The 16065-nt window shown below is 70.1% G+C and carries 11 protein-coding genes; 4 read left to right on the top strand and 7 right to left on the bottom strand.

Annotation, left to right across the window (positions count from 1 at the left end; genetic code table 11):
• Nucleotides 1–119: 119 nt before the first annotated feature.
• From ABZ887_RS41315 to ABZ887_RS41305, 3 genes are all read left to right on the top strand, one after another.
• A complete protein-coding gene (locus ABZ887_RS41315) occupies nucleotides 120–1001 on the top strand; it encodes a shikimate dehydrogenase (RefSeq protein WP_361302113.1) in 882 nt (293 codons plus the stop codon).
• A gap of 78 nt (nucleotides 1002–1079) precedes the next feature.
• Complete coding sequence (locus ABZ887_RS41310; protein ID WP_361302110.1) at nucleotides 1080–2861, top strand: TIM barrel protein; 1782 nt, start codon at nucleotides 1080–1082, stop codon at nucleotides 2859–2861.
• A gap of 175 nt (nucleotides 2862–3036) precedes the next feature.
• Entirely contained in the window at nucleotides 3037–4908 is a 1872-nt protein-coding gene (locus tag ABZ887_RS41305; RefSeq protein WP_361302107.1) for a glycosyltransferase family 39 protein, read from the top strand.
• 13 nt (nucleotides 4909–4921) lie between these two features.
• On the opposite strand, the gene ABZ887_RS41300 is transcribed toward ABZ887_RS41305, so the two are convergent.
• From ABZ887_RS41300 to ABZ887_RS41285, 4 genes are read right to left on the bottom strand one after another with little or no spacing between them, the layout of a single operon-like run.
• Complete coding sequence (locus tag ABZ887_RS41300; protein ID WP_361302104.1) at nucleotides 4922–7789, bottom strand: glycoside hydrolase family 2 TIM barrel-domain containing protein; 2868 nt, start codon at nucleotides 7787–7789, stop codon at nucleotides 4922–4924.
• A gap of 26 nt (nucleotides 7790–7815) precedes the next feature.
• Complete coding sequence (locus ABZ887_RS41295) at nucleotides 7816–8697, bottom strand: carbohydrate ABC transporter permease (protein ID WP_361302101.1); 882 nt, start codon at nucleotides 8695–8697, stop codon at nucleotides 7816–7818.
• On the bottom strand, nucleotides 8694–9659 hold the full coding sequence (locus tag ABZ887_RS41290) for a sugar ABC transporter permease (protein ID WP_361302098.1): 966 nt from the start codon (nucleotides 9657–9659) through the stop codon (nucleotides 8694–8696). The genes ABZ887_RS41295 and ABZ887_RS41290 overlap by 4 nt, the downstream gene beginning before the upstream one ends.
• Nucleotides 9660–9679: 20 nt before the next feature.
• Complete coding sequence (locus ABZ887_RS41285) at nucleotides 9680–10945, bottom strand: sugar ABC transporter substrate-binding protein (protein WP_361302095.1); 1266 nt, start codon at nucleotides 10943–10945, stop codon at nucleotides 9680–9682.
• Nucleotides 10946–11750: 805 nt separating this feature from the next.
• On the opposite strand from ABZ887_RS41285, the gene ABZ887_RS41280 reads away from it, so the two are divergent.
• On the top strand, nucleotides 11751–13172 hold the full coding sequence (locus ABZ887_RS41280; protein ID WP_361302092.1) for a hypothetical protein: 1422 nt from the start codon (nucleotides 11751–11753) through the stop codon (nucleotides 13170–13172).
• On the opposite strand, the gene ABZ887_RS41275 is transcribed toward ABZ887_RS41280, so the two are convergent.
• The 3 genes from ABZ887_RS41275 to gnd all read right to left on the bottom strand — a co-directional run bounded on the left by ABZ887_RS41275 (nucleotide 13135) and on the right by gnd (nucleotide 16065).
• A complete protein-coding gene (locus tag ABZ887_RS41275; protein WP_361302089.1) occupies nucleotides 13135–14382 on the bottom strand; it encodes an ROK family protein in 1248 nt (415 codons plus the stop codon). The two genes, ABZ887_RS41280 and ABZ887_RS41275, sit on opposite strands and share 38 nt — an antisense overlap.
• Nucleotides 14383–14588: 206 nt before the next feature.
• Nucleotides 14589–15182, bottom strand: coding sequence for a histidine phosphatase family protein (locus ABZ887_RS41270; RefSeq protein ID WP_361302086.1), 594 nt, complete (start codon nucleotides 15180–15182; stop codon nucleotides 14589–14591).
• A gap of 7 nt (nucleotides 15183–15189) precedes the next feature.
• Nucleotides 15190–16065, bottom strand: coding sequence for a phosphogluconate dehydrogenase (NAD(+)-dependent, decarboxylating) (gene gnd, locus ABZ887_RS41265; RefSeq protein ID WP_361302083.1), 876 nt, complete (start codon nucleotides 16063–16065; stop codon nucleotides 15190–15192).

The following is a 16065-nucleotide window of genomic DNA, read 5'->3' as shown; positions in this document are numbered from 1 at the left end:
CGGAGATTGTAGAAGGCCGTGCCGCCGCCGTTGCCGACGAGGTCTTCCCTTGTCGTGGCCTCCGGTGTTATAGCTAACGTACTAGTTCGTACATTAGCGCTGCCGCTCAGGAGGGCCACGTGGCCAAGGACTCGTATCTCGTCGGACTGATCGGTTCCGGCATCGGCCCGTCGCTCAGCCCCGCCCTGCACGAGCGCGAGGCCGACCGGCAGGGGCTGCGGTACTTGTACCGGCTGATCGACATCGACGTGGTCGGCGTTCCGCCGGAGGCCGTGGGGGAGCTGGTGCGGGCGGCGCGTGACCTCGGCTTCGACGGGCTGAACATCACGCACCCCTGCAAGCAGCTGGTCATCGAGCACCTGGACGCCCTCTCCCCGCAGGCCGAGGCGCTCGGCGCGGTCAACACGGTGGTCTTCGAGGCCGACGGGAGGGCCGTCGGCCACAACACGGACGTGACCGGGTTCGCGGCGTCGTTCGCGCGGGGCCTGCGGGACGCTCCGCTGGAGAGGGTCGTACAGCTCGGTGCCGGGGGCGCCGGGGCCGCGGTCGCGCACGCGACGCTCACGCTGGGGGCCGAGCGGGTCACTGTCGTGGACGCGGTGGCCGACCGGGCGGCTGATCTTGCGGGCTCGCTGAACCGGCATTTCGGTGACGGGCGGGCGGTCGCTGCGACGCCGGACCGGCTGGCGGAGGTGCTGAGGGGCGCCGACGGGTTGGTGCACGCGACACCGACGGGGATGGCCGCGCATCCGGGGCTGCCGTTGCCCGCGGAGTTGCTGCGTCCGGAGCTGTGGGTGGCCGAGGTGGTGTACCGGCCGCTGGAGACGGAACTGGTGCGGACTGCGCGGGCGTTGGGGTGTGCCGTGCTCGACGGGGGCGGGATGGCCGTGTTCCAGGCCGTGGACGCCTTTCGGTTGTTCACGGGGCGGGAGCCGGACAGTGCGCGGATGCTTGCCGACATCGGGGAGTTGGCCGGGTTCGTGGAGCGGAATGTCGTGTGACCTGTGCGGGTCCGTTGTGGCTGGTCGCGCAGTTCCCCGCGCCCCTAGGTAAGTGCAGTGCACGTGAGGAAAAAGGTCATGCGTACTTCCATTGCTACCGTTTCGCTCAGTGGGTCACTCACCGAAAAGCTCACCGCGGCCTCCCGGGCCGGGTTCGACGGTGTGGAGATCTTCGAGAACGATCTGCTTGCCAGTCCGCTGTCTCCCCGTGAGATACGGGCTCGGTGTGCCGATCTGGGGCTCACCGTCGACCTCTTCCAACCCATGCGGGACATCGAAGCCGTCCCCGCCGACGAGTTCGCGCGCAACCTCCGCCGCGCCCGGCACAAGTTCGAGCTCATGCGGGAACTGGGCGCCGACACCGTTCTCGTCTGTTCGTCCGTCTCCCCGCTCGCGGTCGACGACGACGGTCTTGCGGCCGAGCAGCTCTCCCGACTGGCCACGCTCGCACAGGATTTCGGCATCCGCGTCGCCTACGAGGCACTCGCCTGGGGGCGGCATGTGAGTACCTATGACCATGCCTGGGGGATCGTCGAGGCGGCCGGGCATCCGGCCCTCGGGACCTGCCTCGACAGTTTCCACATCCTCTCCCGGGGATCCGATCCCAAGGGCATCGAGGACATTCCCGGTGAGAAGATCTTCTTCCTCCAGCTGGCCGACGCCCCGCTGCTCGCCATGGACGTGCTCCAGTGGAGCCGGCACTACCGGTGCTTCCCGGGGCAGGGCGGGTTCGACGTCGCCGGGCTCGTGGGGCACGTGCTGCGCACGGGGTACGACGGGCCGCTCTCCCTCGAGGTCTTCAACGACGTCTTCCGGCAGGCCGAGGCCGGGCCGACCGCCGTCGACGCGCAGCGTTCGCTGCTGGTGCTGCAAGAGGCCGTAGGGGTAGGGGAGTTGCCCGCGCCGGTGGTGCCGACGGGGGTCGCCTTCGCCGAACTCGTCACGCCGGACGCCGAACCCGTCTCCGCGCTGCTCGGCGCGCTCGGCTTCGCCCGGACCGCGCGTCACCGGAGCAAGCCCGTCGACCTGTGGGAGCAGGGCGAGGCCCGGATCCTGGTGAACACCGGCCCGGCCGCCCGCCGTGACGGCACCGGGCTCGCCGCCATCGGCCTGGAGTCACCGGACCCGCAGGGCGCCGCCCGCCGCGCCGAGGCCCTGCTCGCCCCTGTGCTGCCCCGCCGCCGCGCCCCCGAGGACGCCCCGCTCGACGCGGTCGCCGCCCCCGACGGCACGGAGCTGTTCTTCTGCGCCACCGGCCGCGGCCCCGAACTCCCGGACTGGCGGGCCGACTTCACGGAGGTACCGGACACGCCTCCGACCGCCCCGGCGCACATCGACCACCTCGCGCTCACTCAGCCCTGGCACCAGTACGACGAGGCAACCCTCTTCCACCGCAGCGTTCTCGGTCTGCACGCCCAGGAGTCCGTCGACGTCGCCGACCCCTACGGGCTGCTGCGGTCCCGGGCCGTCACCAACGCCGACGGCAGCGTCCGGATCGCCCTCGGGGTCGGCGCCGCCCCGGCCGACGACACCCTGCACGCCCAGCACATCGCCCTGGCCGTCGAAGACGTGGTCGCGGCTGCCCGGGCCTTCCGCGCGGCCGGCGGTGGTCTGCTGCCCATCCCCGCCAACTACTACGACGACCTGGCCGCCCGGTACGAGTTCGCCGACGGTGAGCTGGAGACGTACCGCGACCTGGGCATCCTCTACGACCGTGACGCGGGCGGTGTCTTCCGGCACTGCTACACACGGACGGTCGGACGGGTGTTCTTCGAACTGGTCGAGCGGGATCCCGGGTATCGCGGATACGGCGCCCAGAACGCCCCGGTGCGCCTCGCGGCCCAGCACGCCGGGCGGTGAGGCACAGGCGGAGTTCAGGATTCTTACAGCTTTCATGGGTGATACTCACGAACATCCTGAATGTTCCTTGACAACCCGGACGTGACGTTCGCCGGAATCCACTCGTCCTACAGGCCGTAGCACTCCAGGGCGTTCTGGAAGCCCTGGACACCGGGAGTCCTGGAGGCCGTCCGCGATGCCGAGCCCTGTCAGCGCCGAGCCGCTCGTCCGTGTCGAGGGGCCGCCACCCCCGCCGACCCGGGCGCGGAGCCGTACCCAGCGCTACGAGCGCCCGATCCTCGCCGGCATCGCCACCGTCGCCGCGCTGCTCTTCTTCTGGGGCATCTGGCACAGCGCGTACCACGCCTTCTACGCGAGCGCGGTCCGCAGCATGACCGACAACCCGGTCGCCTTCCTCTACGGCTCCTTCGACCCGGGCAACTCCATCACCCTGGACAAGCTCCCCGGCTTCCTGTGGCCGCAGGCCCTGTCGGCGCTGGTCCTCGGCTTCCACCCCTGGTCCCTGGTGGTCCCGCAGGCCCTTGAGGGCGTGGCCTCGGTGGTCCTGCTCCACGTGGTCGTACGGCGCTGGGCCGGCGTACCGGCAGGGCTGCTGGCCGCCGCCTTCCTCACGCTCACCCCGGTGACCGTGGGCCTCGGCCGTTCGGTCACCGAGGACGCGCCGTTCGTGCTGCTGTTGCTGCTGGCCGCCGAGGCCACCCAGCGGGCCACCGCCCGTGCCCGGCTGCGCACCCTCGTCCTGGCGGGCGTGTGGGTCGGGGTGGCCTTCCAGTGCAAGATGCTGGAGGCCTGGGCGGTGCTGCCCGCGCTGGCCGTGACCTACCTGGTGGCCGCGCCGACCACGGTGCGCCGCCGGATCCGGGACCTCGCCGTGTCCGGGGCGGTCATGCTGGCGGTCTCCCTGTCCTGGATGCTGGCCGCCGGCCTCACCCCGGCCGCCGCCCGTCCCTACCTCGACGGCACGACCGACAACTCGCCGGTCGCCCTGGTCGTCGGCTACAACTTCCTGACCCGCTTCCAGTCGCTGGGCGTCGACGCGGCCGGCACCGGGAGCATCGTCGCGGAACGGGCGCACGGCAGGGCCTCGGTCGGGATGGGGGACAGCGACTGGAAGATGTTCAGCCCCGGTCTTGCCAGTCAGACCGGCTGGCTGTACCCGCTCGCGGCGCTCGGCCTGGCCGCCGGGCTGTACGGCCTGTGGCGCCGCCGCCCGCGGCGCACCGATCCCTTCCTGGCCGGGTACCTGCTGTGGGGCGTCTGGCTGGTGACGTTCTTCCTGGTCTTCAGCTTCGGCAGCGTGACCGGACACACCTACTACATGGGTGTGGTGGCGGTCGGCCTGTCGGCCCTGGCCGCGACGGCCGTGACCCGGGTGCGGCGCCGGACCGTGCTGTGCGCCGTCCTCGCCGTCAACGTCGGCTGGTGCGCGGCCCTCACCCTGTACTACCCGCGCTTCTTCACCTGGTCGGTCGGTGTCGCCGCGGTCCTGGCCCTGCCGGCGCTGGTCCTCTTCGCCGTCGGCGGGTCACGTCCGCGCAGGGCCGCCCTGGCCGTCGCCCTCGCGGCCGTCCTGGTCATCCCCGCCGTCTGGTCCGTGTCGGCGACCTCCCTGCGCTACAACCAGCCCGGCGGCTTCGGCCGGATCGGCCCGGGCAGCATCGCCACCCGCAACGGCGCCGCCGCCCTGACCCCGGCCCAGCAGCGCGTCCTCGCCTACCTCACCGCCCACCGCGACGGCGCCCGCTACCTGGCCGCCGTGCCCCGCTGGCAGATGGCGGCGCCGTACATCCTCTCCGCCAACGCCGCCATCCTCCCGCTCGGCGGCTTCACCGCCCATGTGCCGTACCCCGCGCCCGGCACCTTCCACCACCTGATCGACACCGGCCGGCTCCGCTACGTCCTGCTCTCCGCGGCCGACCTCACCCACCGCGCCCGGGGCGCGAAGACCCCGGGCCGGGCCCTGGTCCGCTGGGCCATCGGCCATTGCGCACCGGTGCACGTCTCCCGCTACACGCTGTACCACTGCGGACCGGGCCACGGCGGGTGACCGTGCCGAGGGGTCAGTCGACGGCCGAGAACACGAAGGAGAACTCGGCCGGTCCGGCGTGGAGTTGGTACTGCGGCAGCACGCCCGGGCCGCAGGACTGCGAGCCGATGCCGTGCTGGCCGTGGTCCAGGTTGACCCACACAGTGTCCCCTGCGACCAGGTCGGTACGGTGGGCCGCCGCGTCCAGCTGCTCGGTGGTCCAGCGGCGGGCCGTGAACCAGAACTCCGGGTCGCCCTCGATCCGCAGCCCGCCGAGCTCCGCCCAACGGACGTCCGCCCGGGCGCCGTTCTCCTGCGGACGGAGGTACGGCGTCTGCATCCCGTCCACCGTCGACTGCCAACGGCGCACCATCGAGGCCGTGTCGGTGTCCGGGTACGCCTCGCCCGGCCCGCCGCCGAACCACTGCACACGGTCGGCCGCCGGCAGTCCGAGGCGGACGCCGAGCCGGGGCAGCGGCACCGTCCAGTCGCCGTCGGGGGTCACGGACACGGCGAGCCGCAGGCGGCCGCCGTCCGTGGTCCAGCGGTAGACCGTCACCAGACCGAACTCCCAGGCGGCGGGCGCCACCCGGGTGCGCACGGTCAGGGTGTCGCCGGCCGGCTCCACCGCGTCCAGACGGTGCCGCATGCGGTGCAGACCGAACTTCCGCCACAGCGCGCCGTAGCGGATGTCGCTCTGCCAGGCGGCACCGTCGTCGTTGTCGGTCGTGGCCCGCCACACGTCCAGCCGCAGCCCGGTCACCGGCACCGAGCCGATGCTCCGCAGCGCGCCGCTGCGCGCGTCGAAGACGGCCGGGCCGAGGGTGATCGTCCCGTCGTCGGACACCACCGGTCCCGCGGAGGCGGCGAAGGACGGCAACTGCCGTCCCGACACCGGGAACTGACCCCAGGCCACCACATGGCCCCGCGGCCCCCAGGCGGTGTCGGCCGCCAGCAGCGCCCGCAGCGTCCACTGCGTCTCGCCGGTGCCGGTGGCGACCGGCGGCTCCGGCAGCTTGACCTCCGCCGACTCACCGGCCGCCAGCGCCGGCACCGCCAGGCTGCCGGACTCGACGGTCTCGCCGGCGACCTGGTACGACCACTCGAAGTCCAGCGCGGACAGGTCGGCGAAGTCGTGCTTGTTGGTGACGCGTACGGTCCCGTCCGCGGCGTCGCCGTCGATGCGGACGGGCTCGATCACCTTCTTGTACTCCACAAGACCGGGGGAGGGCCGCCGGTCCGGGAAGACCAGTCCGTCGCAGACGAAGTTCCCGTCGTGCAGTTCCTCGCCGAAGTCGCCGCCGTACGCGTAGCCGTAGCGGTCGTCCTCGATGCCGTGGTCGATCCACTCCCAGATGAAGCCGCCCTGGAGCCGGTCGTAGGACTCGAAGATCCGCTGGTAGTCGGCGAGTCCACCGGGGCCGTTGCCCATCGCGTGCCCGTACTCGCAGAGGATGAAGGGGAGCCCGCGGCGCTTGTGGGTGCCGCCGTCCAGGCCCCGGCCGATCCGCTCGACCTCGGCGTGGTCCGCGTACATCCGCGAGTACATGTCCGTGTCACGGCAGTCGAGGTCACCCTCGTAGTGCACGAGCCGTGACGTGTCCCGGCCGTGGATCCACTCGGCCATCGCGGTCAGGCCGCGCCCGGTACCGGCCTCGTTGCCCAGGGACCAGATCACCACCGACGGGTGGTTCTTGTCGCGCTCGACCATCCGGGCGGCCCGGTCGAGCAGCGCCGGGGTCCAGCGGTCGTCGTCGACCGGGTTGTCCCGCCAGGCCTGCTCGGTGAAGCCGTGGGTCTCCAGGTCGCACTCGTCGATCACCCACAGGCCGTACTCGTCGCACAGGTCGAGGAAGGCCGGGTGCGGCGGGTAGTGGGAGGTGCGGACCGCGTTGATGTTGTGCCGCTTCATCAGCAGCACGTCCGCCAGCATGGTCTCCGCATCCAGCGCCCGGCCCCGTTGGGGGTGCCACTCGTGGCGGTTGACCCCCTTGAAGAGGACGGGCCGCCCGTTGACCTTGATCAGCCCGTCGGCGAGCTCCACCGTCCGGAAGCCGATGCGCAGCGGCACCCGCTCGCCCTCGGTGGCCAGCACCCCGTCGTACAGCCGCGGGGTCTCGGCCGTCCACGCCTCGACGGGGACGGTCGCCGACTCCCCGGTGGCGATGTCGATGTCCAGCTCGGGCACGCTGACCCTGCCGTCCACGTCGGAGTCGACGCGCAGCGTGCCCGCGCCGGTGACGTGGTCGTAGGAGGCGTGCACGAAGAAGTCGAGGACGCTGCCGGCCGGGCGGTGCAGCAGGGTCACGTCCCGGAAGATGCCGGGCAGCCACCACTGGTCCTGGTCCTCCAGGTAGGAGCCGGCCGACCACTGGTGGACGCGGACGGCGAGCACGTTGCCGGCCGGCTTCAGCAGGTGGCCGACGGCGAACTCGTGGGGCAGCCGGGAGCCCTTGAACTCGCCGATGTCCGTGCCGTTCAGCCACACCCGGGCGCAGGACTCGACGCCGTCGAAGCGGAGGACCGCCCCGCCGTCCGACAGGTCCCAGCCCTCCGGCAGGTCGAAGAACCGCAGATGGTCCCCGGTGGGGTTCTCGGTCGGGACCCTCGGAGGGTCGACCGGGAACGGGTAGAGGTGGTTGGTGTAGATCGGCGCGCCCTGGCCTTGGAGCACCCAGTGGCCCGGGACCGAGACCTCCGCCCAGCCCCCGGCGTCGTACCCCGGCTCGGCGAACGCGTCGTCCTGCGCGTCCGCCGTCGGCGACAGCCGGAAACGCCAACTGCCGTTCAGCGACAGTGACCCGGCGTCCGAGGCCGGATACCAGGCGCGGGGCGGCAGCGCGCCCGAGCCCGGGGAGACGTCCTCGACGTAGTCGGTGGCCGTGGAGTTGCGGAAAGACATCGGTCTCCAGGTCGTGAGAGTGCGGCTCAGCCCTTGATGCCGGTCTGCGCGATCCCCTGCACCAGCCAGCGCTGGAGGAAGAGGAACACGAACACCAGCGGCAGGATGGAGATGGCGGTGGCCATGAAGATCGTGTGGAAGACGACCGTCTGGTTGGTCATGTACGACGAGAGCACGACCTGGACGGTCCACGCCCCCGGGTCCTGGCCGATGACCAGCGGCCACAGGAAGGCGTTCCAGGCGCTGATGAAGGTGATGGTGGCGATCGCTGCGAAGAAGTTCAGCGAGTTCGGCACGACCACGCGCCAGTACGAGCCCCAGTAGCCGAGTCCGTCCACACGCGCCGCCTCCTCCAGCTCCTTGGGGAATCCCAGGAAGTACTGCCGGAACAGGAAGCAGGTGAAACCACTGAAGAGGCCCGGGATGATCAGACCACGGTAGGTGTCCACCCAGCCGAGGGACGAGACCAGCACGAAGCTGGGCACAAAGGTCACCGAGGTCGGGACCATCAGGGTGCCGAGGACCACGTAGAAAATCTTGTTGGCGTGCTTGTAGGGGATGCGGGCCAGGGCGTAGCCGGCGAGGGAGCAGACCAGCAGGATGCCGGCGGTCATGGAGACGGCGACGATGAGCGAGTTCCACATCGACTGGGCGAAGTCGACCTGCGGGTCGTCGAACAGCTCCTTGATGTTCCCCCACTGCAAGTGCGTGGGGAAGAACTGCCAGCTCGGCCCGGTGATGGCGGCGTCCGTGGTGAGGGAGTTGCGGACCAGGACGTAGAACGGGACCAGGAAGAGCAAGGTGGCGACACCGGTGGCGATCCACAGGCCGGTGCTGCCCATTACTCCGCTGCCGCGCCGGACCTTCGAGGACGCGGACTTGTGTGTGTCGGGCGTGGTGGTGGTCACTTGGACTCCTCCCCCCTTCCGAAGCCCATGATCTTGCCCTGGAACAGGGTGACGATGATGATCAGCAGGGTCAGGATGACGGCGCCCGCGCTGCCGGCGCCGTAGTCCTGTGACGTGCCCAGGGCGGTGGCGTACAGCTCGACCAGCGGCGGCCGGCCCCAGGTGGTCTTGTCCAGCAGGTTGTAGAACTCGTCGAAGGCCTGGTAAGCCGCGATGAGCAGGAGCAGGACCACGGCGGTCGAGGTCGCCCGCAACTGGGGGAGGGTGATGTACCGGAACGTCTGCCAGCCCCGCTTGGCACCGTCGATGGCGGCGGCCTCGTACAGCTCGCCCGGGATGTTCTGCAGGGCCGCCAGGAACAGGATCATGTAGAAACCGGACTGCAGCCATAGCCGCAGCGTCACGATGACGAGCCAATACCAGGGCGGACTGGGGGAGGCCAGCCAGGCGACGCTGTCGACGCCGAACCAGCCGATGACTGTGTTCAGCAGGCCGAAACGGACGCCGCTGAAGATGGACATCTTCCAGATCAGCGAGGCGGCGACATAGCTGCACGCGGTCGGCAGGAAGAACACCGACCGGAAGAACGCCCGCATGAACCGGATCCGGTCGACCAGCAGGGCGAGGCCCAGCGACACCGCCCAGGTGGTCGGCACGATGAACGCGGCGAACACGGTGAAGGTGACGAGCGACCCCGTGAACTTGGGGTCCGTCAGCATGTACGTGTAGTTGTCGAAGCCGATGAACTTGTCCGGCGTGACGGTGAAGCGTGCGTCGAAGAAGCTGAGGTAGATGCTCCAGCCGATCGGCACGTAGACGAAGACGATCAGCCCGATCAGGAAGGGGCTGATGAAGAGCCAGAAGTTGAAGGTGCGGCTGCCCCGCAGGCCCCGCCGCGGCTTGGCCGGACTGGCCTTCGCCGAGGCGGGGTGCGCGAGGTCGCGCGTGGTGGTCGTCGACATTGGTCCGGTCCGTCCGTGACTTATCCGAAGAGCTTCTTCAGCTCACGGTTGACGGTCGTGTCGCACTGGTCGAGCGCCTTCTCTGGGTCACCGGCCTTGCGGACGCAGTTGGACAGGACGTCCCACGACGCCTGGATCATCGCCTGGGTCCAGCCGATGTTGTCGAAGTGCCCGAACTCGTTGAAGAGCTTCACGCCCTCCGCGGGCAGACCCGTCTTGAGCTTGGTGGCGGACGCGGCGATCGAGGTGCGTGGCGGGATGTGGAAGCCGTACGAGGTCGCGAAGTCCTCCTGGTCCTTCTTCTGGTCGATCCACAGCCACTTGACGTACTCCTTGGCCGCGTCCACGTTGTCGCCCTTGGCGTTCACGAACATCGACCAGCCGCCGTTGTAGACGGACTGCTTGCCGGAGTCGATCGTCTTCGGGAACGGGAAGACTCCGAGGTCGTCGCCGAGCACCTTCTGGAACTGCGGCATCGCCCACATCCCGCAGAACTGCATGGCACACAGACCCTGGTTGAGCGAGGACGGGTCCCAGTAGTCGGTCGGGGCGCCGAGCAGCAGGTCGCCGCTGGTGAACAGCTTGCGCATCTTCTTGAGGCCCTCGACGACGCCGGGCGTGTGGTACGCGATCTGGTTCTTGTCGTCGAGGGTGTCGGCGCCCGCGGACCAGATCAGCGGGCTGATGATCGCGTGCAGGTCGTTGCCGAGGAAGACGCCCTTCATCTTGCTGGTGGTGAGCTTGGCGGCGGCCTCGATCAGCTCGTCCAGGGTCTCCGGGACCTTGACGCCGGCCTTCTCGAACAAGGAGGGCCGGTAGAAGAAGAACTGCGGGTCGTCGATCATCCGGACGCCGTAGATCTTGCCGTCGACCGTGTGGGACTTGATGTCGGCCGGGTTGAAGTCGTCCTTGACCGGGTCGATGATGTCGCTCAGGTCCGCGACCTGGCCGCTCTTGACCATCTGGATCTGCGGGTGGAACTCGAAGACGTCCGGCGCCGACTTGGTGAGCAGCGTGGCGAAGAGCTTGCTCTCGTAGTCGGAGCTGGTGATCCACTGCGTGGTCACGTTCGCGCTCTTGTAGGCGGCGGCATACCCCTTCAGCGCCTGCTCCACGCCCGCCTCGCCGTACGCGTGGAACATCTGGGTGAGCTGCTTGCCCGAACCGCTGCCGCCGCCCCGCCCGTTGTTGCCACCGCACGCGGCCAGCGTGCCGGCGGCGGCCATGCCCGCGGCCGCCCGGAAGATCGAGCGGCGGGACCAGTTGTTGTTGCTCTGTGCCGACATGCTGACGTCCTTGTCTGTCGAGTGCGGCTGCGGCTCCGCGGCCGTGGTGAGGCCCTGAAAACCTCGTGAGCCAGATGGCTGAAATTGCTTCGCGGAGCGGGACGTTAACCTTCGGCTAATACTTCGGCAAGAGGTTGGACGAAGTCTGCGCGAAACGTTGTACCCGGTTCGGAATGGCGAACAGGTGGGCAAGCAGGGTGAGTTGAGGGCCGCCGGGTCAGGGAGTGGCCGGCGGCCCTCGGCGCGTGGAATGCGGGGTTCGTTACTGCCTGGTCCAGGCCTCGTGTGGTGAGGGCCGATCGCTCGGTGCGGGTTGCGGACAGTTGATTCGGTTGTTGCTCATGGCTGGCCTGGAGGTCGCCCGATGGGGTGAACAGGCTCGCTTCTCGGGGTGTTGGGCGCCAGCGGAACGCATGATCGGTGGTGACGGGTTCGTTCGATGATGCTGAGGGGGCGGTGGCTGGTGGCGCGTAGGCGGGGGAGGGGGCGTGAGCTGCGTGTGCTGGCTGCTCCGTTCACGGTGGCGGCTCCGTCGGGGGCGAGGATCCGGGACCGGCTGAGGGATCTGACGTCCGCGGATGGGAAGGTCCTGACGTTGGTCGGCGAGCACCTGGGCCGCCATCAGCGGGCGGATCTCGCCGCACGAGTCCGGACTGGGAACGTCCCGGCGAAGCAGACCGGGCGTGCGGGGCGGAAGAAGCAGCTGACAGCGGTGTCCTCGTCGCGGTGGGCGGGCGCGATGACCCGGGCGTCGGAGGACCAGTACCAGCTGTCTATGCGGTGCTTGACGGAGGAGCGGGCCGGGTTGCGGCGCCGCATCCGCAAGATCGAGCAGCGGCTGGCGGTGGCGTGCGGGCAGAAGCACGGTCGGGTGCGCGGGTATGCCGACCAGGCCGAGCGCTGGCAGAAGCAGCGGCACCTGAGGAAGATCCGAGCTCGGCTGGCCGTGGTGGAGCACCAGATTGAACAAGGGCGACCTTCGATCACGGTGGGTGGGCGTCGGCTGGCCGGGACCCGTCACCGCCTCGCTGAGGCGGGCCTCACCGAAGCCGACTGGCGAAAACGGTGGACTGCTACCCGGCTGTTCCTCACCGCCGACGGCGAGTCCGGAGCCCCACACGGCAACTACACCTTCACCGTTGATCCCGAGGACGGCTCGGTCACGCTGGTGCTGCCGGAGCCGTTGCGGTATCTGGCCAACACCCCACGCGGCCGTTACCGGCTCGCGTGCACGGTCACCTTCCACCATCGTCGACCCGAGTGGTTGGACCGGGTGAGCGCCAACCAGGCTGTCCGCTACGACATAGTTCATGACCCCGCCCGTGATCGCTGGTACCTCGATGCGTCCTGGGCCACCAACACCACCGCTCCCGCGACGCCGGAGGAGATCTGGGCGTCCGGCGCGAGGCTGCTCGCCGTCGACCTGAACGCCGATCACCTCGCCGTCATCGTCCTCGACCCACACGGCAACCCCGTCGGCGAGCCCCACACGATTCCCATGGAGTTGACGGGCCCCGCCACCACACGGGACGGGCACCTGCGAGCGGCCGTCACCCTTCTTATCGCTCTTGCCCGCAGCAATGGCTGCACGGGGATCGTGGTGGAGAACCTGGGCTTCGCCAGCGCACGCTGGACTGGCCGGGAGACCATGGGTCGCGGGCGCCGGGGCAAGGCCTTCCGTCGCACCGTGGCCGGGATCCCCACCGCACGCTTCCGGGAACGGCTGCGCGGGATGGCCTACCACCAGGGCCTGGCTGTCATCGCCGTGGACCCCGCTTACACCAGTATCTGGGGCGAGAGGTACTGGAAGAGTCCGCTCCAGCAGCAGACGAAAACCACTGTCACCCGGCACCATGGTGCCTCGGTGGCGATCGGACGGCGTGGCCTGGGACACAGGATCCGGCGTCGGCCAGGTGTGACCGCACCCGACCAGAGGATCGGGCGGCGGAGAGCTACCGGCCAGGCCGTATCCCTGCCCAGGCCGCGCGGGACCACGAGTCCACCCAGGACAGCGGGCACGCCCCAGCAGGGCGGCAAGACCCGACCGTGCCGAAGTGACCAGCTCGTGCTGTTCCCGGACCTCGAAGACCGTTCGCGAGGTCACCAGGCCCCCACCGGCCCGGTTCACGGCGAGTTGGCGAATGCTCGCCAACTCCACAGGAACGGTCAAAACGGCATCCCTTCCGTCGTCATATGCGTGGTGAGGTGCGGCTTCTTGCCGTGGTGACGGTGCGTTTCGCCGCCCTCTGCCCCACGGACTGCAGGGCGCCCTCCAGTGCGAAGGTGGCCGCGCCCAGGCAGACCGGGTCGGTGGGCACGGGGGAGAGGACGATCTCGGTGGCGGCGAACGGCCGCCGCAGCGCGTGCCGTCGGACGGCCTCGCGGACTTCGTCGAGCAGCGGGGCGCCCAGCTTCTTGGCGACCCAGCTGCTGAGGACCACCACTTCGGGGTTGTAGAGGTTCACCAGGTCCGCGATGCCCGCGCCCAGGTAACGGGCCGTGTCGCGGACGACCTTGACCGCCACCGGGTCACCGGCCGCGACCCCGCGGGTCAGGGCGTCGATGGTCGCCGTCTGGTCCTCGGGGTGCAACAGGGTGCTGCGCGGACTGAGTTCGCGCAGGTTGAGCATGATGCCGGGCGCGCCGACGTACGTCTCCACACAGCCGTGGTTGCCGCAGTGGCACAGCCGGCCGTCCAGCACCAGCGTCGTGTGACCCCACTCGCCCGCGCTGTTGCTGACCCCCCGGTAGAGGCCGCCGCCGAGCACCAGCCCGGCCCCGACGCCCGTGCCGAGATTCACCACCACGGCGTCCTCGCGCCCGCGCGCCGCCCCGAACCACAGCTCGGCCACCGCGCTGGCCCGCAGCGGATTGTCCAGGTAGAGGGGGTAGGCGATGTGCTCGGCGAGCAGGTCGAGGAGCGGCACGTCGTGCCAGTCCCAGTTGGGTGCGTACTCGGCGATGCCGGTGGCCCGGTCCACCTGCCCCGGCACGCTCACCCCGACGCCCAGCACCCGCGCGCCCTCGACACCGGCCTGGGCCACCACCGAGCCGACGGCGGTGGCCACATGGGCGACGGCCTGCTCGGGCCGGCTCTCGCCGGGGCGCATGTCCTCCACCGCGCGGGCCAGCACGTTCAGCCCCAGGTCGAACAGTTCCACCCGGACGTACGTCTCCGCCATGTCGACCCCGATCAGCGCGCCGCCCGCGGAGTTGACGGCGACGAGCCCGCGGGGCCGCCCGCCCGCGGAGTCCTCGAAGCCGACCTCCGTGATCATCCGGAGGTCCGTCAACTCGCCGACCAGGGTGGCGACCGTGGCGACGCTCAGCCCGGTGGCGGCCGCCAGCGACTGCCGGGAGGTGGGGGACCGGGCGATGATCTGGCGCAGCACCTCGTAGCGGTTCGCGGTGCGGATGTCACGCGATGTGCGCTTCACGCGGCTGCCCCTCCCATCCCGTCACGGCCGTGCCGGGGCGTACGACGGCACCGGCGCGGCGTCAGGCTATGGGCTTCGCCGAACTTTCGACAAGGGGTTAGGAAAGGGGCCGTAGAAACTCGGGCGTGCTCGATGGTGTGCCCGATGGGCAGCCAACACGTCGTAACGGCCCGTCAGTTGTCACTGACGGGCCGTCACAAGGTTTTCTACGGCTGCTTGTTCCACTCGGTGATCACGGGCCACCCGTGCTCGGTGGACAGCCGGCTGACCGTGCCGGTCGCCAGCTGGAACAACCGGCCCTCGGCGGGCGGCAGTCCCAGGCGGCGCGCCGTCAGCACGCGCAGGAAGTGGGCGTGGGCCACCAGGATCACGTCACCCGTGCCGCCGTTGAGCGCCGCCTCGACCTTCCTGAGCACCCGGTCCGCCCGCGCGCCGATCTGCTCCGGCGACTCACCGGGGTGGCCCTCCGGGCCCGGCGGGACGCCGTCGGTCCACAGGTACCAGTCGGGCCGGGAGCGGTGGATCTCCGCCGTGGTGATGCCCTCGTAGCCGCCGTAGTCCCATTCGTGCAGGTCGGGATCTGGTACGACCCCGGTCAGACCGGCCAGTTCGGCCGTGCGTATCGCGCGGTCCAGCGGGCTGGACAGCACCCGTGCGTAGGTCCGCCCGGCGAGAAGCGGGGCGAGGGACTTGGCCTGTTCCTCGCCGTGCTGGGTGAGGGGCAGGTCGGTCCAGCTGGTGTGCTGGCCCGACACGCTCCACTCCGTCTCACCGTGGCGGACCAGGAGGAGGTCCCCCACGGCACACCTACTTCGACTCGACGGCGTGGCCGCCGAACTGGTTGCGCAGCGCCGCGATCATCTTCATCTGCGGGGAGTCGTCCTGGCGGGACGCGAACCGGGCGAAGAGGGAGGCCGTGATCGCCGGCAGCGGCACCGCGTTGTCGATGGCCGCCTCGACGGTCCAGCGGCCCTCGCCGGAGTCCTGCGCGAAGCCCTTCAGCTTGTCCAGGTGCTCGTCGTCGTCCAGGGCGTTGACCGCGAGGTCGAGCAGCCAGGAGCGGATGACGGTGCCGTCCTGCCAGGAGCGGAAGACCTCGCGGACGTTGTCCACGGACTTGACCTTCTCCAGGAGCTCCCAGCCCTCGGCGTAGGCCTGCATCATGGCGTACTCGATGCCGTTGTGGACCATCTTGGAGAAGTGCCCGGCGCCGACCTTGCCGGCGTGGACGTACCCGTACGGGCCTTCCGGCTTGAGCGCCTCGAAGATCGGGTGGAGCCGTTCGACGTGTGCCTTGTCGCCGCCGACCATCAGGGCGTAGCCGTTCTGCAGGCCCCACACGCCGCCGGAGACACCGGCGTCGACGAAGCCGATGCCCTTGATGCCGAGCTCGGCGGCGTGCTTCTCGTCGTCCGTCCAGCGGGAGTTGCCGCCGTCGACCACCGTGTCGCCCTCGGACAGCAGGTCCTTGAGCTCGTCGACGACGGACTGGGTGGCGTGGCCCGCCGGGACCATCACCCACACCACGCGCGGGGCGTCGAGCTTCTCGACCAGTTCTTCGAGGGACTTGACGTCGGAGACGTCCGGGTTGCGGTCGTAGCCGATGACGGTGTGGCCGGCGCGGCGGATGCGCTCGCGCATGTTGCCGCCCATCTTGCCGAGACCGATCAGTCCGAGCTGCAT

This window comes from Streptomyces sp. NPDC047061, assembly GCF_040643955.1.
Lineage (GTDB): Bacteria > Actinomycetota > Actinomycetes > Streptomycetales > Streptomycetaceae > Streptomyces.
The sequence above is the reverse complement of the archived record's forward strand: the minus strand, read 5'-3'. Positions and strand labels throughout refer to the sequence as shown.

Excerpts from the sequence above, each read along its gene's own strand:
- ABZ887_RS41310 (WP_361302110.1), top strand. The coding sequence starts at position 1,080 with ATGCGTACTTCCATTGCTACCGTTTCGCTCAGTGGGTCACTCACCGAA.
- ABZ887_RS41305 (WP_361302107.1), top strand. The coding sequence starts at position 3,037 with ATGCCGAGCCCTGTCAGCGCCGAGCCGCTCGTCCGTGTCGAGGGGCCG.
- ABZ887_RS41300 (WP_361302104.1), bottom strand. The coding sequence starts at position 7,789 with ATGTCTTTCCGCAACTCCACGGCCACCGACTACGTCGAGGACGTCTCC.
- ABZ887_RS41290 (WP_361302098.1), bottom strand. The coding sequence starts at position 9,659 with ATGTCGACGACCACCACGCGCGACCTCGCGCACCCCGCCTCGGCGAAG.
- ABZ887_RS41285 (WP_361302095.1), bottom strand. The coding sequence starts at position 10,945 with ATGTCGGCACAGAGCAACAACAACTGGTCCCGCCGCTCGATCTTCCGG.
- gnd (WP_361302083.1), bottom strand. The coding sequence starts at position 16,065 with ATGCAGCTCGGACTGATCGGTCTCGGCAAGATGGGCGGCAACATGCGC.